19 protein-coding genes are annotated in these 25558 nt (G+C 74.7%); 13 read left to right on the forward strand and 6 right to left on the reverse strand.

Going from position 1 to position 25558, the window contains the following annotated elements:
• Positions 1-4: 4 nt before the first annotated feature.
• From VKA29_RS32245 to VKA29_RS32265, 5 genes are all read right to left on the reverse strand, one after another.
• A complete protein-coding gene (locus tag VKA29_RS32245) occupies positions 5-844 on the reverse strand; it encodes a SigB/SigF/SigG family RNA polymerase sigma factor (protein ID WP_324789560.1) in 840 nt (279 codons plus the stop codon).
• A 101-nt stretch (positions 845-945) separates the two neighbouring features.
• Entirely contained in the window at positions 946-2514 is a 1569-nt protein-coding gene (locus VKA29_RS32250) for an FAD-dependent oxidoreductase (RefSeq protein ID WP_324789561.1), read from the reverse strand.
• Entirely contained in the window at positions 2511-3245 is a 735-nt protein-coding gene (locus VKA29_RS32255; RefSeq protein WP_324789562.1) for a class I SAM-dependent methyltransferase, read from the reverse strand. The genes VKA29_RS32250 and VKA29_RS32255 overlap by 4 nt, the downstream gene beginning before the upstream one ends.
• 323 nt (positions 3246-3568) lie before the next feature.
• Complete coding sequence (locus VKA29_RS32260) at positions 3569-4762, reverse strand: lycopene cyclase family protein (RefSeq protein WP_324789563.1); 1194 nt, start codon at positions 4760-4762, stop codon at positions 3569-3571.
• 157 nt (positions 4763-4919) lie between these two features.
• A complete protein-coding gene (locus VKA29_RS32265) occupies positions 4920-5504 on the reverse strand; it encodes an RNA polymerase sigma factor (protein ID WP_324789564.1) in 585 nt (194 codons plus the stop codon).
• 241 nt (positions 5505-5745) lie between these two features.
• Between VKA29_RS32265 and VKA29_RS32270 the strand changes: the two genes are divergently transcribed.
• From VKA29_RS32270 to VKA29_RS32290, 5 genes are all read left to right on the forward strand, one after another.
• Positions 5746-7215, forward strand: coding sequence for a polyprenyl synthetase family protein (locus tag VKA29_RS32270; protein WP_324789565.1), 1470 nt, complete (start codon positions 5746-5748; stop codon positions 7213-7215).
• Positions 7212-8762: a phytoene desaturase family protein gene (gene crtI, locus VKA29_RS32275; protein WP_324789566.1), complete on the forward strand. Its 1551-nt coding sequence runs from the start codon at positions 7212-7214 to the stop codon at positions 8760-8762. The genes VKA29_RS32270 and crtI overlap by 4 nt, the downstream gene beginning before the upstream one ends.
• The gene (locus VKA29_RS32280) at positions 8759-9856 is read left to right on the forward strand and encodes a phytoene/squalene synthase family protein (protein WP_324789567.1); all 1098 of its coding nucleotides are present in this window, start codon (positions 8759-8761) and stop codon (positions 9854-9856) included. Before crtI ends, VKA29_RS32280 begins: the two co-directional genes overlap by 4 nt.
• The gene (locus VKA29_RS32285) at positions 9856-10884 is read left to right on the forward strand and encodes a DUF5914 domain-containing protein (protein ID WP_324789568.1); all 1029 of its coding nucleotides are present in this window, start codon (positions 9856-9858) and stop codon (positions 10882-10884) included. The genes VKA29_RS32280 and VKA29_RS32285 overlap by 1 nt, the downstream gene beginning before the upstream one ends.
• Positions 10885-10991: 107 nt before the next feature.
• The gene (locus VKA29_RS32290) at positions 10992-11597 is read left to right on the forward strand and encodes a DUF488 domain-containing protein (protein WP_324789569.1); all 606 of its coding nucleotides are present in this window, start codon (positions 10992-10994) and stop codon (positions 11595-11597) included.
• Positions 11598-11659: 62 nt separating this feature from the next.
• Here VKA29_RS32290 and VKA29_RS32295 read toward each other — a convergent pair whose 3' ends face one another.
• Positions 11660-12574 (reverse strand): GNAT family N-acetyltransferase, encoded by a 915-nt coding sequence (locus tag VKA29_RS32295; RefSeq protein WP_324789570.1) that lies wholly within the window; start codon positions 12572-12574, stop codon positions 11660-11662.
• Positions 12575-12847: 273 nt separating this feature from the next.
• Here VKA29_RS32295 and VKA29_RS32300 point away from each other — a divergent pair, with 273 nt between their 5' ends.
• The 8 genes from VKA29_RS32300 (at position 12848) to VKA29_RS32335 (ending at position 25543) form a co-directional block, all read left to right on the forward strand.
• On the forward strand, positions 12848-13966 hold the full coding sequence (locus VKA29_RS32300) for a MerR family transcriptional regulator (RefSeq protein WP_324789571.1): 1119 nt from the start codon (positions 12848-12850) through the stop codon (positions 13964-13966).
• Between the two features lie 273 nt (positions 13967-14239).
• Complete coding sequence (locus VKA29_RS32305; protein ID WP_324789572.1) at positions 14240-18517, forward strand: HAMP domain-containing protein; 4278 nt, start codon at positions 14240-14242, stop codon at positions 18515-18517.
• A 76-nt stretch (positions 18518-18593) separates the two neighbouring features.
• Positions 18594-21101: a SpoIIE family protein phosphatase gene (locus tag VKA29_RS32310; protein ID WP_324789573.1), complete on the forward strand. Its 2508-nt coding sequence runs from the start codon at positions 18594-18596 to the stop codon at positions 21099-21101.
• A gap of 158 nt (positions 21102-21259) precedes the next feature.
• Positions 21260-21817 (forward strand): DNA starvation/stationary phase protection protein, encoded by a 558-nt coding sequence (locus tag VKA29_RS32315; RefSeq protein ID WP_324789574.1) that lies wholly within the window; start codon positions 21260-21262, stop codon positions 21815-21817.
• 117 nt (positions 21818-21934) lie between these two features.
• The gene (locus VKA29_RS32320; RefSeq protein WP_324789575.1) at positions 21935-22105 is read left to right on the forward strand and encodes a hydrophobic protein; all 171 of its coding nucleotides are present in this window, start codon (positions 21935-21937) and stop codon (positions 22103-22105) included.
• A gap of 314 nt (positions 22106-22419) precedes the next feature.
• Positions 22420-23310, forward strand: a complete 891-nt coding sequence (locus VKA29_RS32325) for an oxygenase MpaB family protein (protein WP_420718614.1) — start codon at positions 22420-22422, stop codon at positions 23308-23310.
• Positions 23311-23412: 102 nt separating this feature from the next.
• Positions 23413-23919 (forward strand): SRPBCC family protein, encoded by a 507-nt coding sequence (locus VKA29_RS32330; RefSeq protein WP_324789576.1) that lies wholly within the window; start codon positions 23413-23415, stop codon positions 23917-23919.
• Positions 23912-25543 carry an NAD(P)/FAD-dependent oxidoreductase gene (locus VKA29_RS32335; protein WP_324789577.1) on the forward strand — a complete coding sequence of 544 codons (1632 nt, stop codon included), beginning with the start codon at positions 23912-23914 and terminating at the stop codon, positions 25541-25543. Before VKA29_RS32330 ends, VKA29_RS32335 begins: the two co-directional genes overlap by 8 nt.
• Positions 25544-25558 lie beyond the last annotated feature (15 nt).

Here is a 25558-nt window from a genome sequence, read left to right on the forward strand (position 1 = left end):
ATTCTCACCCCGTGGTGAGCAGTCCCTCGCGCAGACGGGTCAGCAGTCGGCTGAGCAGGCGGGAGACGTGCATCTGCGACACGCCCAGACGCTCCCCGATCTCCGCCTGGGTGCGCTCCTCCACGAAGCGCATGTGGATGATCAGCCGGTCGCGTTCGTCGAGCCGGGAGATCAGCGGCGCCAGGGCGTGGAAGTCCTCCACGAGTTCCAGCGCGGCGTCCTCGCAGCCGATGAAGTCCGCCAGGACGCTCTCGCCGTCCTCGCTGGTGGAGATGGCCGCGTCCAGGGAGGAGGAGTTGTAGCCGTTGGAGGCCAGACGCGCCTCGATGACCTCCTCCTCGGTCAGGGACATCAGCTGGGCGAGTTCGGCGACCGTCGGCGTGCGGCCGAGCCGGCTGCTCAGTTCCTCCGTCGCCTGCGCCAGCTGCACCCGGGCCTCCTGCAGCCGGCGCGGCACGTGGACGGCCCAGGAGGTGTCGCGGAAGAACCGCTTGATCTCGCCGACGATGTAGGGGATGGAGAAGGAGGTGAACTCCACCTCACGGGAGACCTCGAACCGGTCGATGGCCTTGATCAGCCCGATGACACCGACCTGCACGATGTCCTCCATCTCCTCCGGCCCGCGGCTGCGGAACCGTGCGGCGGCGTAGCGCACCAGGGAGATGTTCATCTCGATCAGGGTGTTGCGCGCGTACTGGTACTCCTCGGTGCCCTCCTCCAGCACCGCCAGCCGCGCCAGGAAGTGACGGGTCAGCTCGCGGGCGTCCTTGGGAGCGATCCGGGAGGGGTCGGCGACCTCCGACAGTTGCCCCGCACCGGCTTCGGTCGTCAACGCCGCCGTCATGTTGGTTCCCTCTCCCTCGGTCTCGAACGGCCGGTCGGCCGCCCGGGCAGGCAGGTACCCCCGAATTCCCGTTTCATCCTCCCCTTTCGCCCGGCTGTTCGTCACCGTGCTCGGCGGGCGCCGTCGGCGGCCCGGCCCGCCAGGCTTCTCAGCAGGCGGCTGCGGCCGTGGCCGGGGACGGTCCACAGCGGGTGTCCGCGCACGCCCCAGGACCGCAGGAGGGCGTTGGCGGCCAGGAATCCGGTGGTGGCGGCCCGCTCCATCAGCGCCACGGGCAGGTCGGTGCGCACCAGGTCGCCGGCGAGCACCAGACCGGTCTGCGGGGTGTGCACTCCGGGCCGGTCGTCGTGGCCGCCGACCGGGAACAGGGGGCAGTCCCGGCGCCACTCGTGCCGTTCGTCGAGGATCCGCGCGGCCCGCGTCTCCGGGTAGACGCGGCCGAGCTGGTCGATCAGCCGCTTGGTCTCCACCTCGCGGTCGGCGTCCTCGGGCAGCGCGTATCCGTGCAGTTCCACCACGGATCCGCCGGTGCGCCCGGCCCAGCGGGCGGCCTGCGACTCCCAGCGATCGAGGACGCTGACGTTGTCGAGGGAGCCGTAACCGGCGGTGCCCAGGAAGCCGGGCCGGTCCCGGGCGACGGGGCGGTCCAGCCACAGGCGGGAGACCAGGAAGGGCGGTGCGGTGCGCAGCCGGGCGACGCGTTCGCGCCAGGCGGCGTCGCCCAGTCCCGGGGACCGGCCGACCAGGGAGCGCAGTCCGGGGGTGTCCAGGGCCAGTACGACGCTGTCGTGCCGTGTCTCCTCGCCGCCCGCGGTGACCGTGAAGGCCCCGTCCGCGGCCGGGGACACGTGCTCGACGGGCGTGGAGGTGCGCAGGGTGGCACCGTGCTGCCGCAGGTGGCCGCCGAGCGGGTCCCACAGGGCCGCCGGGAACGGGTCGCGGGGCACGTCGAACAGCAGGCCTTCGGCGGAGCCGAGGAAGTAGATGTGGAACATCAGGACCATCTCGGCGGCCGACAGGTGCCGGGGGTCGGCGAAGAAGCTGCGGGAGAAGACCTCGAAGGCCAGGTGGCGCGCGGCCCGCGGGAAGCCCAGCGCCTCGAGGAAGTCGTGGGCGCTGACGCCGTCGAGCCGGTCGTAGACGTCGGGCACGCGGACGTCGAGGAGCCCCAGGGCGGTGGCCGGGTTCATCCGCACCAGGTCCCGCGCGCGGAAGGAGGGGCTGAGCGCGACGAAGCCGAGCGCGCTCAGCGGCGGGGTGCGCGGGATCCTGCGGAAGCTGTCGTGCAGTCCGTCCGCGTGGAGCAGCGGGTAGTCGGGCAGGCCGGTGAGGCGTTCCAGGCCGGGGTCGGTGCGGCGCAGCAGGGCGCGCAGGTTGTAGTACTGGCGGAAGAAGGCGTGGAAGCCCCGGCTCATGGTCGTGGGCGAGCCGTCGTAGAGGTCCACCGGCCAGCCGCCCACCCGGCCGCCCAGGTAGGGCTCGCGCTCGTACAGGGTGACGTCGACGCCGCGTTCGGCGAGGGCGGTCGCGGCGGCCAGGCCCGCGATGCCGGCGCCGACGACGGCGGTGCTGCGCGTCCCGCTCACCCGGGGCGCTCCGGGCGGCGCGGGCAGGCGGACGGCGCGCCGGTCCCGGCCGGGACGGGCGGCGGGCGCGGTCACGCGGGTCATCGCGGCCCCCCGGCGGTGGTGGAGTGGGCGCGGCGGCCGACGACCGTGTGGGCGATGCCGGTCTGCCATCCGGGCAGCGGCAGGACCCGCACCCGGTCGAACCCGGCGGCGCGGACGCGGCCCGCGAACCGGTCGGCGGTGTCGAAGCCGACGACGCTGCGCCACAGGTGGCGGTACAGGTCGCCGTCGCCGAGCGCGGTGGCGACGGGCAGTACCAGCCCCCGGCACACGGCGGTCCACACCGCGCGGTGGGCGGGACGGCCGCTGAGGGTGTACTCGTGCACGGCGAGCCGGCCGTGCGGGGCGAGCAGCCGGTGGACGGCGGCCAGTACGGCGTCGGGGTCCGTCACGTTGCGGAAGAGGTAGCCGGCGAACACCGCGTCGAAGGGCCCTTCGACCCCCGCCTCGGCGAGGGCCTCCACCGGGGCGCACACGAAGCGGACGCCCTTCGGCCAGGGCTTGGCCGTCGCGCGGCACAGCATGCAGGCGGAGGCATCCACGGCGGTGATCTCGGCGTCGGGCAGCGCGGCGCACAGGGCGGCGGTGGACGCGCCCGTGCCGCAGCCGAGGTCGAGCACGCGCAGTCCCGTGCCGGGACCCGGCAGGCCGAGCCGGCGCGCCGAGCGGCGCAGGTGGGCGTGGTAGCCGGGGTTGGCGGCGACGAGTGTGTCGTAGCCGTGTGCCGCGCGGTCGAACGCGGCGGCCAGGTCCGCGTCGTGCAGCAAGGTCATGCCGTCTCCTGGAGCGGGTGGTCAGGTGGTCAGGTGGTCGGGTGGTCGGGTGTGGGCGTGTAGCCGGCGAGGCGTGCGGGGCGCACGCCGGTCGGGGCGCGGGGTATTCGGGGGGTGTTCGGGACGCGGGGTGTTCGGGACGCGGACGTTCGGGGACGCGGATGTTCGGGGCGCGGACCTTCGGGGACGCGGACGTTCGGGACGCGGGTGTTCGGGGCGCGGACCTTCGGGGACGCGGACGTTCGGGACGCGGGTGTTCGGGGACGCGGGTGTTCGGGGACGCGGATGTTCGGGGCGCGGGTGTTCGGTGGGGTGCACGCCGGTCAGGGTCCGGGGAAGGGGCGGCGGGGCAGCCGGGGGACCTCCACGGCGGCGCGGAGCATGGGCAGGACGGGGGTGCGCAGGCCGATGCCGACCTCCTCGTGCAGGCGGGTACCGCCGTCGAGGAAGCGCAGCAGCCGGGCCATGGGCACCCGGGAGAACAGGCCGGCGAAGAAGGCCGCGCCGTCCACCAGGCCGCCGTCCAGGGCGTGCAGCAGTACGGCGTCCATGGCGCGGGAGCGCGCCGAGTGGGGCTGCGGCGGCACCGGGCGGCGCCCCTGGCTCAGGGCGGCCGCGACGGCGGCGGTCTGCCGCTGCACTCCGGCGAAGGTGTAGCCGGTCGACGGCCGGGTCGCTCCCCCGGCCGCGCCGATGCGGAAGACCGACGGCGCCGTCTGCCGGGGGAAGGGGCCGTCGGTCATCGGGATGACGCCGGTCTCGGTGCCGACCACCTCGAAGTCCTCCAGGCCGAGCACGGTGCCGGTGTAGTGGCGCAGCGCCGCCTCGTAGGCGTCGGCGGACAGCACCGCCGGGGAGAACTCGGTGTACTCCACGAGGGCCTGCCCGGAGCCGGTGGGCAGGACGTAACCGAAGGACAGGCCCTTGGCGGGCTGGGCGGTGCGGAAGTCCATGAGCTCCACGCGGGCCGGGTCGAACGCGGGGCGGCCGGTCCGCACGAACCAGCCGTGGAAGTGCTGCAGCAGCGTGGTGCGGGCGGCGGGCAGGCTGCCCGGCGGACGGGAGTCGAACACCCAGCGGGCCCGCACGGACAGGGCCCGGCCGTCGGCCGTCCGGGCGTGGACCTGAGCGCCGTCGGGGACGCCCTCGACGCTCTCGACCGTCGCCTCGAGCCGCTGCACCCGTCCGCTCTGCGCGAGGTCGTGGCCGACCAGGTACTCGAAGTCGTCCGAGCGGAGCATCTTGTACGTCAGCGGGGCGATGTCGTCCTCGACGGGCTCTCCGGTGGGCCGGTGGACGCGCAGGCGCCGCCAGGACGCGGTGACGGCGGCGTCGTAGCGGCCGCGGCCCGCCTCCCAGAAGCACCAGGTGCGTGGCGGCGGGCGCAGCGGGCCGGGCGGGGCGTCGACCAGGACGGCGGACAGCCGCCGCATCCCGGGGCCGGGGCAGGACAGGCGGTGGGCCAGGGACAGCCCGGCGGCTCCCGCTCCGATGATGGCGACGTCCGCCTCGAGCACGTGCTGCACACTCCTCCCGCACCGGTCCCGCCTGTCCGGAACATTCCCGCCGGGGTACCCGTTCGGATGCGGTACGTCACCCCGCGGTCGCGTCCCGCGTGAGCCTACCGAGCCGTACCGGCTCCGGCGCGGTGCGCGCATCGTTCGTGCACCGGTGTCACGCCGCGTACTCGTCCTCGTCGTCGGCGAGACGGCTCGCGAGGCGGTGCAGCCCGCGGCGGGCGTGGCTCTTGACGGTGCCCAGGGGCCACCCGGTGAGTTCGGCGATCTGGGTCTGGGTGAGGTCGTCGTAGAAGGCGAGGTTGAGCACGCGCCGCTGTGGTGCGGGCAGCCGCTCCAGTTCCCGGGCGATCAGGACCCGGTCGAGCGCCGCCTCCGGCCGGGCCCCCTGGTCGGGGATCGTCAGCAGCAGCCTGGCGCCCGCCGCCGCGACGAGCTCGGTCCGCCGGGTGCGGGCCGACAGGGCGTCGGCGATCTTCCGGCGGGCGATGCCGACGAGCCAGGCCGGCAGGGTCCCGCGCCCCGGGACGAACCCGGCCCGGCCCCGCCACGCGGCCAGGAACACCAACTGGGTGACGTCCTCCGCCTCCCTCGCGTCGCCCAGCGAGCGCTTGGCGAGGGTGTGCACCAGCGGGCCCCAGCGGCGGTGGACGACCTCGAGACACGCCTCGTCCCCGGCGAGGAAACCGTCGACGAGTTCGGTCTCGTCGAGGTCCGCGAGGGTTTGCTGTGCGGTCGTCATGGCTACTCCTCTGCTGAGCCTGATCACCACTGAGAGCGACTACGACCACTCCACCGTGCGGATTCGATGCACCCCGGCACAACTCGCATCGTCTTTGCATCGAAAATTCGGCAGCAGCCGGCGCGAGAGCCGTCATCCGGCAGGGATCGCCGCATCCGTCGCCCCGGCCCGCGCGGAACCGATGACGACGATGACGACGACGCCAGCTCTGATCGCGAGGATCTCGATGAGGGGAACCGGCATGAGCCCCACCGCGGCGAAGGATCACCGTGCGGACCGACGTCCGCCGGACCGCCCCCGCGCCGACCGGCCGTACGGCGCCCCGCACGGCGCGGCGACCGCCGCGCACCCGGCGGGCGCGGACGACCCGTACGCCGCGGACGCCGGCATGACCGGCGCGGACGGTCCGCAGGCGGTGGACGGCGACGTGCCGGGCGCGGACGATCCGCACGGCGTGGTGACCGGGGCCCGTCCGCACGCGGTGGACGGCGACGTGCCCGGCGCGGACGATCCGCACGGCGTGGACGCCGACGTGACCGGGGCGGTGCGCGGGGTCCTGGCCGGCCTGCTCGCCGAGCGGGTGGCCGCGGCCGAGGCGGTCGACCCGCTGTTCGCACGGGACCTGGCCGCGCGGGTCGCGCGGTTCACGGAGGACGGCGGCAAGTTCACCCGCTCCCGCCTCGTGTGGTGGGCGCAGCGCGCCTGTGCCGGCAGCGCGCCCCCGGCGCCGCACGCCGCCCTGCGGATCGGGGCCGCCCTGGAACTCATCCAGACCTGCGCCCTGGTCCACGACGACGTGATGGACGCCGCGCCGCTGCGCCGCGGCCGTCCCGCGCTGCACGCCGACGTCGCCGCCCAGTACGCCCGCGCCGCCGGGCCGGGCAGCTCCCGCCTCGGCCAGGCGGCCGCCATCCTGGCCGGCGACCTGGCCCTGGCCTGGGCGGACGACGTGGTCGCGGACACCGAGCTGACGCCGGACACCGCCCGCCGGGTGCGGGAGCTGTGGAGCACCATGCGGATGGAGATGGTCGCGGGGCAGTACCTCGACGCCCACGGCGAGGCCACCTCGGCGCGGTCCCTCGCCCGCGCGATCCGCGCCGCCTGCCTCAAGAGCGCGCTGTACTCCGTGGAGCGTCCGCTGGCGCTGGGCGCCGCCCTGGCCGGCGCGGACCCGCTCACCACCCGGGCGCTGTGCTCGGCCGGCCGCTGCGTCGGTCTCGCCTTCCAGCTGCGCGACGACGTCCTCGACGTCTTCGGCGACCCCCGCCGCACCGGCAAGCCCGCCGGGGGCGATCTGCGTACCGGCAAGCCGACCTACCTCGCCGCCGTCGCCCGGGCGCGGGCCGAGGCGGCGGGCGACCGGGACGCCCTGACGGTGCTGCGGGACACGCTCGGCCGCGCCGACGCCTCCGACGCCGAACTGGACGCCGTACGCGAGGTGTTCACGGCCACCGGGGCACGGCACACGGTGGAGGTCAAGATCGGGCGGCTGGTGGCGCAGGGGCTGCGCCACCTGGACGCCGCCCCGCTGGAACCGCACGCCGGACAGCGGCTGACCGCGTTGCTGCGCTCCGCCGCCGCGCCGCCACCGACCGGGTCCCCGGACGCCGGGGATGCCGGGGACGCCGCGGGCGCCACGGACCCCGCGGCGGACAGCGCGGTCCCCGTCTCCCTGCTGCTGGCCGCCGCGGACCAGGGGGCGCGCCGATGACCCGCACCGTTCCCGGGCGCACCGACCACGTCGTGGTCGTCGGCGCCGGTCTGTCCGGGCTGGCGGCCGCCCTGCACCTGCTCGGCGCCGGACGCCGGGTCACCCTGGTCGAGCGCGACGAGTCGCCCGGCGGGCGTGCCGGGCGCCTGGTGCGAGGCGGCTACCGCATCGACACCGGGCCCACCGTCCTGACGATGCCGCACCTCGCCGACGAGGCCTTCGCCGCCGTCGGCGACAGCCTGCACGCCCGGGTGGAACTCCTGCCGCTGCACCCGGCCTACCGGGCGCGCTTCGCCGACGGCAGCACCCTGGACGTGCACACCGGCGCCGAGGCGATGGAGGCGGAGGTGGCACGCTTCGCCGGACCACGCGAGGCAGCCGGCTACCGCAGGCTGCGCGCCTGGCTGGAGAAGCTCTACCGGGCGCAGATGCGCCGCTTCATCGACGTCAACTTCGACTCCCCGCTGCAACTGCTCGGCCCGGACCTCGCCCGGTTGGCCGCGCTCGGCGGGTTCGGCCGGCTGGACGCGCGCATCGGCCGCTTCGTGCACGACGAACGGCTGCGGCGGGTCTTCTCCTTCCAGTCCCTCTACGCGGGCGTGTCACCGGCCCGCGCCCTGGCCGCCTACGCCGTGATCGCCTACATGGACACCGTGGCCGGCGTGTACTTCCCGCGCGGCGGCATGCACGCGCTCCCCCGGGCCATGGCGGACGCCGCCGCCGACGCGGGGGCGGAGCTGCGCTTCGGGGAGGCGGTCACCCGGCTGGAGCGTTCCGGGGACCGGGTGACGGCCGTCGTCACCGACCGGGACCGGATCCCCTGCGACGCGGTGGTCCTCACGCCCGACCTGCCCGTCGCCTACCGCCTGCTCGGCCACGCGCCGAAGCGCCCGGTGCCGCTGCGGTTCTCCCCGTCCTGCGTGATCCTGCACGCCGGGACGGACCGCACCTGGCCCTGGCTGGCCCACCACACCATCTCCTTCGGCGCGGCCTGGCGGCGGACGTTCACCGAACTCACCGAGACCGGCCGCCTGATGAGCGACCCGTCCCTGCTCATCACCCGCCCCACCACCACCGACCCCGGCCTCGCCCCGCCCGGACGGCACCTGCACTACATCCTGGCCCCCGCCCCCAACACCGCCCTCGGCCCCAGCGCGGCGGACTGGGGCGACCTGGCCCCGGGCTACCGCAACAGCCTGCTCACCGAGCTGGAGCGGCGCGGCCTCGACGGCATCGCCTCCGCCGTAGAGGAACAGTGCCTGGTCACACCGGCCGACTGGCAGGCGCAGGGACACGCCGCCGGCTCGCCCTTCTCCGCCGCCCACACCTTCGCCCAGACCGGTCCGTTCCGGCCGCGCAACCTGCCGCGCGGTACGGCCAACGCGGTCCTGGCCGGCTGCGGCACCACCCCCGGCGTCGGCGTGCCGACCGTGCTGCTGTCCGGGAAGCTGGCCGCGGCGCGGATCACCGGCGCCGGCCGCTCCCCGCGCGCCGGCGCGCGACCACGGCCGGTCGTGCGGGAGTCCCGGGAAGGGAGGCCGGCGTGACCGACCGCGAACTCGACGCAGCCGGCATCGCCGATCCCGCGCTGCGGCAGGCGTACACGCACTGCCGGCGGCTCAACGCCCGGCACGGAAAGACGTACTTCCTCGCCACCCGGCTGCTGCCGGTGGAGCGCAGGCCCGCGGTGCACGCCCTGTACGGTTTCGCCCGCTGGGCCGACGACATCGTCGACGCCCTCGGCACCGGCGGCCCGGCGGCCTCCGCGGACGACCGCCCGGCGCGGCTGGCCCGGCTGCAGCGCGAGCTGGAGACGGGACTGCGCGCCGGGGACAGCGACGAGCCCGTGGTCCGGGCCCTGGCCGACACGGCGGGCCGGTACGCCATCGACCACCGGCACTTCGCCGACTTCATGACCGCGATGCGCGCCGACCTGGACGTCACCGGCTACGCCACCTACCGCGACCTGCGCGGCTACACCTACGGGTCGGCGGAGGTGATCGGCCTGCAGATGCTGCCGGTGCTCGGCACGGTCGTCCCGCGCGAGGAGGCGGAGCCGCACGCGGCGGCCCTGGGCGTGGCGTTCCAGCTGACGAACTTCCTGCGGGACGTCGGCGAGGACCTCGACCGCGGCCGCGTCTACCTGCCCGCCGACCTGCTGGCGGCCCACGGTGTGGACCGCGACCTGCTGCGCTGGAGCCGTGACACCGGACGCCCCGACCGCCGGATCACCGCCGCGCTGCGGGAGTTCGAGCGGCTGACGCGCGAGGTGTACCGGGATGCGGCGCCCGGACTGGCCATGCTCGAACCGGTCTCCCGCCCGTGCATCCGTACGGCGTTCGTGCTGTACGGGGGGATCCTGGACGCGGTCGCCGAGGACGGCTACCGCTCGGTGCAGCGCCGGGCCGTGGTCCCGCGGCGGCGGCGCGCCGTGGTGGCCGCCGACGGTCTGGCCCGGGTCGTCGCGGCCAGGCTGCGCGCCCGCCGGACCGGCAACCGGAACGTCGCCACGTCCGCCACGGAGGCCACGCCGACCACGCGGACCGAAGGGACCACGCACACCGCAAAGACCCCGCAGACCACGCCGGCCGGGACGGGGACCGGGGCCGCGTCCGAACCGATGCAGGAAAGGGTCGCCTGATGCCCCGCCGACCGCAGGACCGTGGCCGCTATCCGCTGTCGCTCCGCCGGCACCCGGTGCGCTGGCATCAGCAGCGGCCGACCTGGCGCCAGGCGCGCCCCGCGGTGATCGCCGAAGCGCTGAAGCGGGCCCAGGCGCGCCCCTCCGGCAACTGGTTCGTGGTGGGCGCGTCGCGTGAGGTGCGCGGCGACCGGCCCCTGTCCGGCACGGTGGCCGGGCAGGAGGTCGTGGTGTGGCGCACCGCCGACGGGCGGCTGGCGGCGGGTCCCGGCGTCTGCCCGCACCTGGGCGCGCCGCTCGCGGACAGCCCGGTGCGCTGCGGGACGCTCGTGTGCCACTGGCACGGGCTGGCCCTGGACGGGGCGCCGTTCGCCGGGTGGGAGCCGCTGCCCGTGCACGACGACGGCGTCCTGGTCTGGGTGCGCCTGGACCCGGTGGGCGGCGAGGCGCCGCTGGACGCCCCCGTCGTCCCGTCCCGCCCGGAGCCGGCCCGCTCCCTCGCGGCCGTCTACACCGGGGTGGGGGTGTGCGAGCCCGAGGACGTCGTCGCCAACCGGCTCGACCCGTGGCACGGGGCCTGGTTCCATCCGTACTCCTTCGTCGACCTCACGGTCGTCGGCACGCCGGGCGGCGACGGGACGGACGGGGGCGGGGCGGACGCCGACGACGGCTTCACCGTGGACGTCTCCTTCAAGGTCGCGGGACGGCTCGTCGTGCCGGTGCGGGCGGTCTTCACCACACCCGGACCGCGCACGGTCGTCATGCGCATCACCGAGGGCGAGGGGCGGGGTTCGGTCGTCGAGACGCACGCCACCCCGCTGGGTCCGGACGAGCGGGGCCGTCCCCGCACCGCCGTCGTGGAGGCCGTCGTCGCCTCGTCCGAACGGCCCGGATTCGCCGCGGCCCGCATGATGGCCCCGGTGCTGTGCCGGTTCATGGAGGCGGCGGCCGGACGGCTGTGGCGCGACGACCTGGCCTACGCGGAACGCCGCTGGCAGCTGCGCTCCACCGGGCGCTTCCCGGGCTGAGCGAACGGGACGCCGGCCGTCCCGTTTCCGCGCACTTCGGCGCGGGGCCCCGCGGGGGCCCCGCGCCCCGGCGTGCCGACCGGGCCCGGACCTGCTGCACTCGGTCCATGGGCCCTGACCGGACCGGCGCCCCGCCGGAGACCCCGCCGCCGGAAGCTCCGCCGCCCCGGCCCGAGCTGATCACCTTCGGGCACGGCACCGCGGACCGGGCGTCGCTGACGGACCTGCTGCGGGGCGCCGGCGTCACCGCCGTCGTCGACGTCCGGACCGCGCCCGGCAGCCGCCGCCACCCGGACATGTCCCGGCAGCGGCTGGAGCGGTGGCTGCCCGAGGCGGGCGTCGCCTACCGCTGGGAGCCGCGCCTGGGCGGCTTCCGCAGACCGCCGCCGGACTCGCCCGACACGGTCTGGCGCAACGTCTCCTTCCGGGGCTACGCCGCGCACACCCGCAGCCCGGAGTTCGTCGCCGCCATGGACGACCTGCTGCGGCAGGCACGCGCGGAGCGCACCGCGGTGATGTGCGGCGAGGCGGTGTGGTGGCGGTGCCACCGGCGCCTGATCGCCGACTTCGCCGTCCTGGCCCGCGGCGCGCTCGTCCGCCACCTCATGCACGACGGACGCCTCACGGCTCACCGCCCGACGCCGGGCGCCCGCCTGCGCCCCGACGGCCTCCTCGTGTACGACGACGAGACCGCCACCGCGCCCCCGAGCTGACGGCCGCCCCGGTCCCGCCGCCGCGCCCGACCTCGCCCGGGCTGCGGTGTGGTGGCCGACGATCACTCTGCCGGCAGGTTCTTCCGGAGGACCGTGGAGCTGTGCCGGACCCTCATGCCCACGCTCAGGTACAGGCCGAGTGCGCCGGTTTCCGAGTGCGTCCAGAGGGTGCACGCCTGCCGTCCCCGCCGGTGGAAGCCGCGGAACACGGTGCGGAGCAGGAGTCGGGCGATGCCCCGGTCGCGGTGGTCGCGGCGGACCGCGACCTGCTCGACGCAGCCCTCGCCGGTGTCCGGGAGGTCCAGCGAGAGCGCGACGCCGACCAGTTGGCCATCGGCGAACGCCAGCGCCGACATCGCGGGGGCGAAGGCCGGGCGTTCGACGGTGTGCCGGGCCCACTCCCGGTAGGACCTGCGCCGCTGCTGCCATTCGTCGAAGGCGTCCTCGACGACTCGGTGTGCGTCGTGCTCGTCGCCGGGGCGGAAGGGCCGGACCGTGATGCCGGCCGGAGGCTCGGGCACGGTCGGTTCCTGCGGCATGGGGAACTCCAGCAGCCATTCGGTCACCATCGGCTCGTATCCGCGCGAGCGCAGCAGTGCGACAGCCTGTCCGTCGACGTCCGGAACGGTCTGGACGATGCGCGCGCCACCCGTCCGCCGGGCACGGGCCTCGGCCCAGCCCAGCAGCGCGCCGCCCAGGCCACGGCCGCGGTGCCCGGGGTGGACGTCCACCTCCGAGCGCCGGTTCACCCAGGCCCGAGCGACCAGCCGCCCCGTCCGGTCGTGGATCAGCCGGGTGTCCAGCTCCGGGTCCAGACCCGGTCCGGCCAAGTCGGCGACACGGCCGAGATCGGTGTGCGCCTGCCCGTAGAGCTCCCGCTCGCAGGCCGTGACCAGGCGATGGATGTCGCCGAGGTCGTCTGCGGTGGCCGGGCGCGCCCGGTACCCCGGCGGCAGCTCCGGCACGAAATCCGACATCCGTGGACGCTCCTCCCCAGGGGCAGGACCGGAGCGGTCCCGCCTCGCGGCCCAGGGCCGGCGTAGGGAAAGAGGCCCGTAGTGGGGATGCCGGCCCGGGCGGCGGTCTCCCTCGGGTGATCCGCGCCGGAGACCGGTCGCTGCATCCGTCGGCGGTGCCCGCGCCGAAGCAGGGGTGCGACGACCGGTGCCGGGACCGCCGGTCGCTCTGACGTGAGCGGAGGCGGCTGTGATCGACGTCGGGGGCTGTCACCCGGGCGGGACGCGGTGGACGTGAGCCGGCAGGACGCCGACGGCTTCCCCGCGGCCGGTGTGACCACCGGCTTCCTCGCCCGGCGCCTGGGCGTGTCGCCCACCACCCTGCGGTCCTGGGACCGCCGCTACGGCCTCGGCCCGGCGGCCCGCGCCGACGGACGCCACCGGCGGTGGTCGCCCGACGACATCGCCATGGTCTTCGAGATGTGCCGGCTCACGGCCGCGGGCATCCCCCCGGCGGAGGCGGCACGGGCCGCGAAGGAACGCGCCGGCGCCGTCGACACGGGCACCGTCGGCACAGGTACCGTCGGCACAGGCACCGTCGACACGGGCACCGTCGACACAGGCACCGTCGATACAGGCACCGTCGGCACAGGCGCCGGCGGCCGGGTGCCGGCGTCGGTCTCCGGTCTCGTCCGCGGCGCCGTCCCCGTGCCGCCGGACGTCCGCCCGGCGGCACGCGCCTCGCGCTCCCCCAGCGGCCTGCCCCTGGGGGACGTGCGGCAGGAGTGCCGGGGCCTGGCGCGCGCGGCCGTACGGCTGGACGCGGCGGGCGTGCAGGAGCAGCTGACGTCGGCGGTGCGCACCTACGGCCTGGTCGTGGCCTGGGAGGAGATCCTCGCGCCGGTACTGCGGGCCGTGGGCCGCAAGTGGCGGTCCGCCGGAGACCGGTACCTGGAGGTCGAGCACCTGCTGTCCTGGCACGTCTCCGCCACGCTCCGCCACGCCTACGTGCACGCGGCGGCGGCGCCCCGCAGGCCCGGGACCCCTCCGGTGCTGCTGGCCTGTCTGCCCGACGAGCAGCACACCCTGCCCCTGGAGGCGCTGGGCGCGGCACTGGCGGAGCGGGGCGTGCCCACCATCGTGCTCGGCGGCGCGGTGCCCGCCGAGGCGCTCACCGACGCGATGCGGCGGGTCGGTCCCGGCGCCGCGGTGCTCTGGTCGCAGTCCCGCTCCACGGCGGACCTCCCGCTGGCACGTCGGCTCGCCGTCACCCGCTGGGGTGTGCGCGGCGCCCGGACGCACAGCGCGGTGCTGCTGAGCGGCCCCGGCTGGGGCCGCCCCCAGGGGTCCGGCCTGCTCCGTCCCCGGGGGCTGCACGAGGCCCTGCGGATGCTCGGGACAGGCGATTCCTGAAGGCGCCCCGAGCATCGGAAAACGAGTTCGAGTACCCCCGAAAAGGTCGGCCATTCCACCGGGTTCGGAAGTTCTTCGGGCGGGCCGAAGTGCTCGCATCGGCCTTTGGTTGTCGCACGACAACTGGGTTAACCTTCACCGGATTTTCTCATCCGGCCGATCCACGGACTGCGGAAATGCGGACGGTGAGCGGGGCCGAAAGGGGACCCGGCACGGTTCCGAGCCCTCGGGGTGAGGGCTCTTGGGGAAGCGGGAAGCGGAACGAGGGCGCGCATGACCAGCAAGACGATCGAGGCCGTGGACCGGGCCCCGGGCGAGCAGGAGCTGCGGCAGCTGCTGGCCGGACTGACCGCGGTACGTGACGGTGACTTCGGCACCCGGCTGCCGTCCGACGGCGAGGGCCTGCTCGGCGACATCGCGACGGTGTTCAACGGCATGGTGGACCAGCTGTCGGTCTTCACCTCGGAGGTGACGCGCGTCGCGCGCGAGGTGGGCACCGAGGGCACGCTGGGCGGCCAGGCGGAGGTGCCGGGCGTCTCGGGCACCTGGGCCGACCTGACCGACTCGGTCAACGCCATGGCGGGCAACCTGACCACCCAGGTCCGCGACATCGCCCAGGTGGCGACCGCGGTGGCCAAGGGCGACCTGTCGCAGAAGATCGACGTCCCCGCGCGCGGCGAGATCCTCCAGCTGAAGGAGACCGTCAACACGATGGTCGACCAGCTGTCGTCGTTCGCCGCCGAGGTCACCCGCGTCGCCCGCGAGGTCGGCAGCGAGGGCCGGCTCGGCGGACAGGCGCAGGTGCCCGGCGTCGGCGGCGTGTGGCGCGACCTGACCGACTCGGTCAACTTCATGGCGGGCAACCTCACCGCGCAGGTCCGCAACGTCGCGCAGGTGACCACCGCGGTGGCGCAGGGCGACCTCTCGCAGAAGATCACCGTCGACGCCCGCGGCGAGATCCTGGAACTGAAGAACACCATCAACACGATGGTCGACCAGCTCTCCGCCTTCGCCGACGAGGTCACCCGCGTCGCCCGCGAGGTAGGCACCGAGGGACGCCTGGGCGGACAGGCGGACGTCAAGGGCGTCAAGGGCACCTGGCGCGACCTCACCGACTCCGTGAACTTCATGGCGGGCAACCTCACCGCGCAGGTCCGCAACGTCGCCCAGGTCGCCACCGCGGTCGCCCAGGGCGACCTCTCGCAGAAGATCACCGTCGACGCCCGCGGCGAGATCCTGGAACTGAAGAACACCATCAACACGATGGTCGACCAGCTCTCCGCCTTCGCCGACGAGGTCACCCGCGTCGCCCGCGAGGTCGGCACCGAGGGCAACCTCGGCGGACAGGCCATCGTGCGGGGCGTGTCGGGCACCTGGAAGGACCTCACCGACAACGTCAACGTGATGGCGTCGAACCTGACCGGTCAGGTCCGCTCCATCGCGCAGGTCGCCACGGCCGTGGCGCGCGGCGACCTGTCGCAGAAGATCACGGTCGAGGCCAAGGGCGAGGTCGCGGCGCTGGCCGACGTCATCAACACGATGGTCGACACGCTGTCCGCGTTCGCCGACGAGGTCACCCGCGTCGCCCGCGAGGTCGGCACCGAAGGCCGCCTGGGCGGACAGGCGCACGTGCCGAACGTGGCGGGCACCTGGAAGGACCTGACCGACAACGTCAACTCCATGGCCAACAACCTCACCGGCCAGGTGCGCAACATCGCGCTGGTGACGACCGCGGTGGCGGGCGGCGACCTGTCGAAGAAGATCGACGTGGACGCCCGCGGCGAGATCCTGGAGCTGAAGACCACCATCAACACGATGGTCGACCAGTTGTCGTCGTTCGCCGCCGAGGTCACCCGCGTCGCCCGCGAGGTCGGCAGCGAGGGCCGGCTCGGCGGACAGGCCGAGGTGGAGGGCGTCGAGGGCACCTGGAAACGGCTGACGGAGAACGTCAACGAACTCGCCGGGAACCTCACCCGGCAGGTCCGCGCCATCGCCGAGGTCGCGAGCGCCGTCGCCGAGGGCGACCTGACCCGCTCGATCACCGTGGAGGCGTCCGGCGAGGTCGCCGAGTTGAAGGACAACATCAACTCCATGGTGGAGTCCCTGCGCGAGACCACGCGGGCCAACCAGGAGCAGGACTGGCTCAAGACCAATCTCGCCCGCATCTCCAGCCTGATGCAGGGTCACCGCGACCTGCCCGTCGTCGCCGAGCTGATCATGGACGAGCTGACGCCGCTGGTGTCGGCGCAGTACGGCGCGTTCTACCTGGCGGAGGACACCGCACGCGGTCCCGAACTGCGGCTGGTGGGCTCCTACGGCTACCCCGACGACGCCGGCCGGCCCGAGCGCATCCCCGTCGGCCGCTCCCTGGTCGGGCAGGCCGCCCGCAACCGGCGCCCGATCAGCGTGGAGGAGTTGCCGCCGGGCTACGTGACGATCTCCTCCGGGCTCGGGCAGACCGTGCCCAGCGCCCTGATCCTGCTGCCCATCGTGGTCGAGGAGCAGGTCCTCGGCGTCATCGAGCTGGCCTCGGTCGGCCGCTTCACGCAGATCCACCAGGACTTCCTGGCCCAGCTGATGCCGACCATCGGCGTCAACCTCAACACCATCGTGGCCAACGCCCGTACCGACGAGCTGCTGGACGAGTCGCAGCGGCTGACCGCCGAACTCCAGTCGCGGTCGGAGGAGTTGCAGGTGCAGCAGGACGAACTGCAGCGCTCCAACGCCGAACTGGAGGAGAAGGCCTCACTGCTGGCCTCGCAGAACCGCGACATCGAGGCGAAGAACCTGGAGATCGAGCAGGCCCGGCAGGAGCTGGAGACCCGCGCCCAGGAGCTGGCGCTGGCCTCGAAGTACAAGTCGGAGTTCCTGGCGAACATGAGCCACGAACTGCGCACCCCGCTCAACAGCCTGCTGATCCTGGCCCAGTTGCTGGCGCAGAACCCCTCGCGCAACCTCACCCCGAAGCAGGTCGAGTACGCGGGCATCATCCACTCGGCGGGCTCGGACCTGCTGCAGCTGATCAACGACATCCTCGACCTGTCGAAGGTCGAGGCGGGCAAGATGGACGTCGCCCCCGAACGCGTACCGCTGCGCAAGCTGCTGGAGTACGTCGAGGCGACGTTCCGGCCGATGACGACGCAGAAGAGCCTGGACTTCACGGTGGCCACCGCCCCGGGCACGCCCGCCGACCTGCTCACCGACGACTCCCGGCTGAGGCAGATCCTGCGCAACCTGCTGTCGAACGCGGTGAAGTTCACCGAGCAGGGCGGGGTGGAGCTGCGCATCGAGCCCGCCGCCGACCGGGAGGTCCCGCGGGGTGTCCACCGCGGCGGTCCGGTGGTGGCCTTCCGGGTCAAGGACACCGGCATCGGCATTCCGCGGCAGCACCTGGAGACGATCTTCGGGGCGTTCCAGCAGGCGGACGGCACCACCAGCCGCAAGTACGGCGGCACCGGCCTCGGCCTGTCCATCACCCGGGAGATCGCCCACCTGCTCGGCGGCGCCGTCACGGTCGACAGCGCGCCCGGCCGGGGCTCCACGTTCACGCTCTACCTGCCGGTCGCGCGCGCCGACTTCGAGGACCTCCTGGACGGCGGCGGCCGGCCCGCGGAGATCGCGCCCGCCTCGGCCGCCGCGGAGGCGTCGGCGCAGGCCCCGGCGCAGGCCGCCGGCCACGGCGGGACGCAGGAACAGCGCAGGCGGCGGCTGCTGGTCGTGGAGGAGCGCCCGCGCGGACTGCTCACCCTCGTCGCCGAGCGCGCGGTCGCCGACGTCGCGCCGGACCCCGACGACCCGCTGGGCGCGATCGACATCATCACGGCCGTCGGCGCCCAGGAGGCGGCGGCGACGCTGGCCGCCGAACCCTGCCACTGCGTGGTCCTGGAACTGGGCATGCCGGACGACGAGGGCGCCCGGCTGCTGGAGGCCATGCGGGGCGACTCCGCGCTGTCCAGCGTGCCGGTGCTGGTGCACACCGGTCACCGGGTGGACCTGGCGCACGAGCAGATGCTGCGCTCCCGCGCCGACGGCCGCCCGCTGGACTTCCTCTCCAGCCTGGACGAGCTGCGCGAGCGCGTCACGCTGCACCTGTCCGCCGAGGAGCCGGGCGACGTGCTGTCGCTGGTGCGCGCCGAGGAGCCGCAGCGCCCGGCCGCGCAGGTCGTGGACGACGCCTTCCTCGGCCGTACGGTGCTCGTGGTCGACGACGACGCGCGCAACCTGTTCGCGCTCAGCGGGGTGCTGGAGCTGCACGGCTTCCAGGTCCTGCACGCCGACAACGGCCGCAAGGGGATCGAGATGCTGCTCGCCCATCCGGACGTGTCGCTGGTCCTGATGGACGTGATGATGCCGGAGATGGACGGCTACACCGCCACCGCGGAGATCCGCGCGATGCCGCAGTACGCCGAGCTGCCCATCATCGCCGTCACCGCCAAGGCCATGCCGGGGGACCAGGAGAAGAGCCTGGCGTCGGGCGCGAACGACTACGTCACCAAGCCCGTCGACACCGACGACCTCATCGGCCGCGTCCGGCGCTGGCTGTCGGCGTGAGACCGGGTCACGCCGCCGTGCGCACCAGCCGATCAGGTGGCGTCCCCGGACGCCGGAGCCGAGGAACAGGTCAACCGTGAGCGAACTCCAGCAGCCGTCCGAGCCGGAGGGTACCGGCGTCTCCCCGGGTGACGGGTCCGGCGACGACGCGGCGGGTCCCGGCCTGCTCGCCGCGGTGCCCACCGCCCGCGAGGGCGGCGCCCCGGCCGCCGTCGTCGGCGCCGACCCGGACGCGGCGGGCCGGGCCACGCCGGTGGGCCGGCTCGCGGCGACCGTGCAGCGGCTGCGCCGTGAGGTGCGGGAGGCGCAGGCGGAGGCGGAGGGGCGCGCCCTGATCGAACTGGCCAAGGGCATCCTCGTCGAGCGGCTGGGGTGCGGGCCGGCGCAGGCGGCGCGGCAACTGGCCGAACTGACCGAGCAGGCGGGCGTCACGCCGCTGGAGTTCGCGGTGGAGGTCATCAACCAGGCCTCGCGGGACCGGCTGTCCGAGGTGACGACCGCGTTCCTCGCGGCCACGTCGGAAGGTGCCGGGGACGACGTGCCGGGCGGCGGGTCCTCCGCCGTGCGGCTGCGGGCCGCGGAGAGCGGTGCGCTGGCCGCCGACGACGCCCAGGCGGTGGCCGACTCGCTGCTGGAGCACGCCCTGACACCGCTCGGGGCGGTGGCGGTGGCGATCTGGGCGCTGGGCGCCGACGGTTCCCTCACCCTCGCGGGCAGCGCCGGGTTCTCCGCCGCGGAGGCGGGACGCTGGCGGTACGTGCCGCCGGGCGTGGCGACCGTGGCCCGGCGCGGGCTGGGCGAGCGGTCCGGCCGGTGGATCGGCTGCCTGGCCGAGACCGGCCTGCCGTCGGTCGGCCAGCACCATCACCCCGACGGCGGCCGGGTCGCCGTACCGGCGAGCAACGGCGGCCGGATCCACGGTGTGCTGGAGATCGTCTGGCCCGCGCCGCTGGAGCCGCAGCCGCCGCAGATCGTCCGGCAGGTCGAGGCGCTGGCCGAGCTGTGCGCGCACACGCTGGAGAACCACGCCCTGCACCGCCCGGACGACGATCCGACGCCGCGCCCGCTGCCCGACGTCGCCGAGCTGACGGCCCTGGCCGACGGGCTGCACGACCCGGCCCTGGTGCTGGTGCCGTACCTGGACCCCGCCGGGGAGCTGGTCGACTTCCGCATCCACCACGTCAACAGCCGCTTCCTCGACCCGGCCGGCCGGCCGCGCGGTGTGGTCAACGGCGCCCTGCTGCTGGAGGCGTACCCGATGGCCGCCGGCGACAGCGAGCTGTTCGAGCAGGTCGAACGGGTCTACGCCACGGGCGAGCCGTTCCGTGCGCACCGCATGCGGCTCACCGCCCTGGTGGACGACGTCCCGCTGGCGGCGGTCGCCGACATCAACATCAGCCGTCACGGCGGCAGTGTCCTGCTGATCTGGCGCATAGAGGACGAGACGGCGCGTCTGGCGAGCCTGCTGCAGCACGCCCAGCGCCTCGGCCGCATCGGCGGCTTCGAGGAGAACCTGCTCACCGGTGAGATCACCTGGAACGGGCAGCTGTACAGCCTCTACGGCAGGCCCGCCACCAGCGGCCCGGTACCGCTGGAGGATCTGCCCGCCCACGCCCACCCGGACGACGCCGTGGCCATCGGCAGGTTCCTGCGGACCCTGGTGCACCACCGCCGGCCGGCGTCCACGGCGTTCCGGCTGCAGCGGCCCGACGGGGTGACCCGGCACATCCGGGTGGTGGCCGAGCCGGTCCTGGACTCCGACGGCCGGCTGTTCGTCGTACGGGGCGCCTACCAGGACATCTCCGCCCACCACTGGACGGAGGTCGCACTGGCCGCCACCCGCGACCAGCTCGCGCACACCGAGCAGCAGGCGAGCGAACGCAACCGGCTCGCCCTGCAGTTGCAGCACGCCATCATGCCGCCGGCGCAGGCCCCGCTGGAGGCTCCCGGCCTGCGCGTGGCCGTGCGCTACCGGCCCGCCGAGACGCAGCAACTGGTCGGCGGCGACTGGTACGACGCGGTCGTGCTGCCGTCCGGGCTGGTGCTGCTGTGCGTGGGGGACGTCGCCGGGCACGGCATCGAGGCGGCCACCAGCATGGTCGTCCTGCGCAACGCCCTGCGCGGGCTGGCCGTGACGGGCGCCGGGCCGGGCCAGCTGCTGTCCTGGCTCAACATGGTGGCCCACCACCTGACCGGCGCCGTCACGGCGACGGCGGTGTGCGGACTGTACGACCCCGAGCGGCGCACCCTGCGCTGGGCCAGGGCGGGTCATCTGCCGCCCGTCCTGGTGCGCGGCTCCGACGCGGCGGCGCTGCCCCTGCTCAAGGGCCTGCTGCTCGGCGCCCTGCCGGAGGCGACGTACGAGGAGCACGAGGTGCAGCTGGCCGTCGACGACACGCTGCTGATGTACACGGACGGCCTGATCGAGCGCCGTGACCGGTCCGTGGAGGAGTCGCTGGCCCAGCTCCTCACGGCCGCGCGCACGGTCCCGCCCACCCTGGACCAGCAACTGGACCGGCTGCTGACCCACAGCAGGTCCGACACCGACGACGACACCTGCATCGTGGGGGTGCGGGTGGCGTAGACGGCGCCGGCCCGGCGCGCGGGCCGGCGGTGGGCGTCACCTGACCGGGCTCCGTCGGGCTCGTCCGATCCGTGCACGAGCGCCACGTCACAGGTCTGCCGCCGCGGCGGCGGGGCACCAGAACTCCTGTCTCACCCCACGGAGAAGGAGATGTGAACATGGCGAAGGACCACACCCCCCAGTACACGGTGCCGGGCATCGAGCGCGAGGCGGCCGGTCGGCTCATCGACGTCCTTCGCCTGCGGCTGCACGCCCTGAACGACCTCCACCTCACGCTGAAGCACGTGCACTGGAACGTGGTGGGGCCGCACTTCATCGCCGTGCACCAGATGGTCGACCCGCAGGTCGACCGGGTGCGCGACATGGCCGACGACGTCGCCGAGCGCATCGCCGCCCTGGGCGGGGTCGCCCAGGGCACGCCCGGGTCCCTGGTCGAGGAGCGCACCTGGGACGACTACTCCATCGGCCGCGAGGAGGCCATCGCGCACCTCGGCGCGCTGGACGTCGTGTACACGGGCCTGATCGAGGACGTGCGTTCCGCGATCAAGGTCGTCGGGGAGATCGACCCGGCGACGGAGGACCTGCTCATCGAGCAGTTGCGGGACCTGGAGCAGTTCCAGTGGTTCGTCCGGGCGCACCTGGAGAACGCCGGCGGTTCGCTGACGACGGCTCGGGCGGACACCGAGGCGGAGGCCGCCAGGGCCGCCAAGTCCTGACATCGTCCGGTAATGCGCGGCGTCTTCGAATTCCCGGCGGTAAGCGAAACAAACAGCCGGAATTCGAGGCGTGAACCGGATTTCCCCGGGCACCAGAAGTCTCGGAGGTTGATAATCATGGTTCCCCTGCTTCTCGTTCTTCTGCTGGCCCTGATTCTTTTCGGCGCGGGATTCGCGCTCAAGGCCCTGTGGTGGATCGCCGTCGTGGTGCTCGTGGTGTGGCTGCTGGGCTTCGTGCTGCGGAGCGCGGAGACAGGCGGCCGACGGAGTCGCTGGTACCGCTGGTAGAATAGAGCCCGACACCTGAGCGGGTCCCGTCGGCACAAGGCCGACGGGACCCGCTCGCTATTTCCCGAAAAGGCCGCGCTCCGGCCCTTATCCGGCCGTGCTCTTTCGCGGGAGAATTCGCCGGTGGGCCTGGCCGGCCGTGTCCGGCGGTGCCGGCCGTGGGCGGCCGCATCCGCCCGCCCGGGCACCGCGGAACAATGGAGTCGGGCGGCCGGTCCGGCGCCGCGTCGCCGTCGTCGCCGTCGTCGCCGTCGTCGTCTTCGTCGTCTTCGTCGTCTTCGTCGTCTTCGTCGAGCAGGCAGGAGGACCCGGCCTTGAGGAAGCGCATCGGATCCACCGCGGCAGGTCTGCGGGAGCAGCTGGGCAACGGTCTGTTCGCCCGCGTGGCCGGCCCGGACGGCCCCCGCAACCGCGACCGTATCCACCTCACTCCCGGCCCGCGCTGGTTCGGGCCCGAGCGCCCCGTCCGCCGGGTGCACGGCGACGCCTCGATGTTCATCGGCGGGCTGTCCGCACTGCTGCTGCAGTCCCTGCACCCGCTCGCCATGGCGGCCGTGGCCGCCCACTCGGGTTACCGCGGCGACCCCTGGGGCCGGCTGCAGCGGACGAGCACCTTCCTGGCGGTGACCACCTACGGGACCGCGGCACACGCGCGGGAGGCGTGCGAGCAGGTCCGGGCGGTGCATGAGCGGGTGCGCGGCGTGACCCCGGAGGGCGAGGCGTACCACGCCGCCGATCCCCGTCTGCTGGCCTGGGTGCACGCCGCCGAGGTCGACAGCTTCCTGCGCGCGCACCAGCGCTACGGCGCGCGGCCGCTGTCCGCGTCCGGCTGCGACGGCTACGTCGCCGACACGGCCCGGGTCGCGGCCGCGCTGGGGGTGACCGACCCGCCCACGACCCGGGCCGAGCTCGCGCGGGTGCTCGACGGCTACCGTCCCCAGCTGCGGGCCTCCGCGCAGGCGCGTCAGGCCGCCCGCTTCCTGCTCCTGGACCCGCCGGTCCCGCTCGCCGCGAGGCTGCCGTACGGCGTCCTGGCGGCGAACGCCGTGTCGCTGCTGCCGTCCTGGGCCGCCCGGGAGCTGCGCCTGCCCAGGCTGCCGGTGGTCGACGAGTGGTGCGTGCGCCCGCTCGGCACCGCCGTCACCTCGGCGGTGCGGTGGGCGATGGCGCCCTCGCGGCCCGCGACCGCCCCGGCCACCGGCTGACCGGGGGCGCGGCGGTCGGACGGCGGGGGAAGGTGATTCGTCCGCACCGCCCGGGGCACTCGGCCGCGACGACATGCCCGAGGAGAGACCAGGGAGGCACCCGTGGCGGTGCGGCATCGACTGATCAAGGAAAGTCCGGCCACGGTGTGGTCCGTTCTCGCCGACCCCGAGCGGTATGCCGAATGGGTGGTGGGCACCAGCGCGTCCCGCCCGCTGCGGGGGCGCTGGCCGGAGGTGGGCTCGGCGCTCGGGTACGAGGTGAACCTGGGCCCGGTGGTGCTGCGGAACGAGACCGTGGTCCGCGGCTGCCAGGAGGGATCCGCGGTCGAGCTGGAGGCCCATGCGGGGTTCCTGGGCACCGCGCGGATCGCCATCGAGCTGCGTCCGTGGGGCGAGGAATGCCTCGTCGTCGTGGACGAGCACCCGCTGCGGGGAGCCGGCGGCGTGCTGCACAACTGGGCCTTCGAGGCGTTCATCCAGGTGCGCCATCGCGCCATGCTGGCCCGCCTCGCCAAGGTGTGCGAGGCCGAGCGCGCCGTCGTGCCCGGCCGGCCCGGCCCGGTGGTGACCGCAGCGGTGCGGACGGCCGGGGCGGACGGCCATGCCTGATGCCGTGGTGATCGGGGCCGGCCCCAACGGGCTGGTGGCGGCGAACCTGCTGGCGGACGCCGGCTGGAGCGTCGAGGTGCTGGAGGAGCAGCCGGAGCCCGGCGGTGCGGTCCGGCACGACACGGGCGTCGACCCGGATTTCGTCAACGACCTGTTCAGCTCCTTCTATCCGCTGGCCGCCGCCTCTCCGATCCTCGCCGGGCTGCGGCTGCAGGACCACGGCCTGCGCTGGACCCACGCGCCCAGCGTGCTGGCCCACCCCTTCGACGACGGCAGCTGCGCCGTCCTCGAGCGCCGGGTGGACGCCACGGCACGCTCACTGGAGGCGTTCGCGCCCGGGGACGGCGAGGCCTGGCGCAATCTGCACGAGGTGTGGGAGCGGGTGCGTCCGGATCTGCTGGACGCGCTGTTCACGCCGTTCCCGCCGGTGCGGGCGGCGGGCCGGCTGGCGCTGCGGCTGCGGGCCGCGGGCGGCCTGCGGATGGCGCGCACCCTGGCGCTGCCGGTGCGGCGGATGGGCGAGGAGGAGTTCCGCGGCGAAGGAGGCCGGCTGCTGCTGGCCGGCAACGCGCTGCACGCCGACCTGGCGCCGGAGTCCACCGGCAGCGGGGGGTTCGGCTGGCTGATGTCGATGCTGGGCCAGACGTACGGCTTCCCGGTGCCGGTCGGCGGTTCCGGGGCGCTGACCGGCGCGCTGGTACGACGGCTGGCGGCGCGCGGCGGGAGCGTGCGGTGCGGGCAGCGGGTGGAGAGCGTCGTGGTGCGTGGCGGACGGGCCGTCGGCGTGCGCACGGCCGGCGGGGACACCCTCGCCGCCGGCCGTGCCGTCCTCGCCGACGTGCCGGTGCCCGCCCTGTACGGCGAACTCGTCGGCGCCGACCACCTGCCCGCCCAGCTCCTGGACGACCTGCGGCGCTTCCAGTGGGACTTCTCGACGTTCAAGGTGGACTGGGCGCTCGACGGTCCCGTCCCCTGGCGGGCGGAGCAGGCGCGGCGGGCCGGCACCGTCCACCTGGCGGGCGGGATCGACGAGCTGACCCGGTTCGCCGCGCAGATCGCCCGGCACCGGGTACCGGACCGCCCCTTCCTGCTGTTCGGCCAGATGACCACCGCGGACGCCGCGCGCTCGCCCCGTGGCACGGAGTCGGCCTGGGCCTACACCCACGTACCGCGCGACATCCGGGCCGACGCCGGGCAGGAGGGCGTCACGGGCTGCTGGGACGCCCGCGAGCGGGAGGTCATGGCCGACCGCGTCGAACGCCAGGTGGAGCGCTTCGCCCCGGGCTTCCGCGGCCTGGTCCGCGCCCGGCGCGTCCTGGCCCCCACGACCCTGCAGTCCCTGGACGCCAACCTGGACGGCGGCGCCATCAACGGCGGCACCACCGCCGTCCACCAGCAGCTCGTCTTCCGTCCGGTGCCCGGCAGCGGGCGTCCCGAGACCCCGGTGAAGGGTCTGTACCTGGCCTCCGCCGGCGCCCACCCCGGCGGCGGCGTGCACGGAGCCTGCGGCGCCAACGCCGCGCGCGCCGCGCTGCGCGCCTCCGGCCGCCTCGGCCTGGCCACCGCGCAGCGCCTGCTCACCCACCGCGACCGGACGGGCCGCAGGCGGCCGTCCCCGCGCTGACGCCGGCCGGCCTGC

The sequence above is a fragment of the Streptomyces sp. H51 genome (assembly GCF_035656535.1).
Classification (GTDB): Bacteria; Actinomycetota; Actinomycetes; order Streptomycetales; family Streptomycetaceae; genus Streptomyces.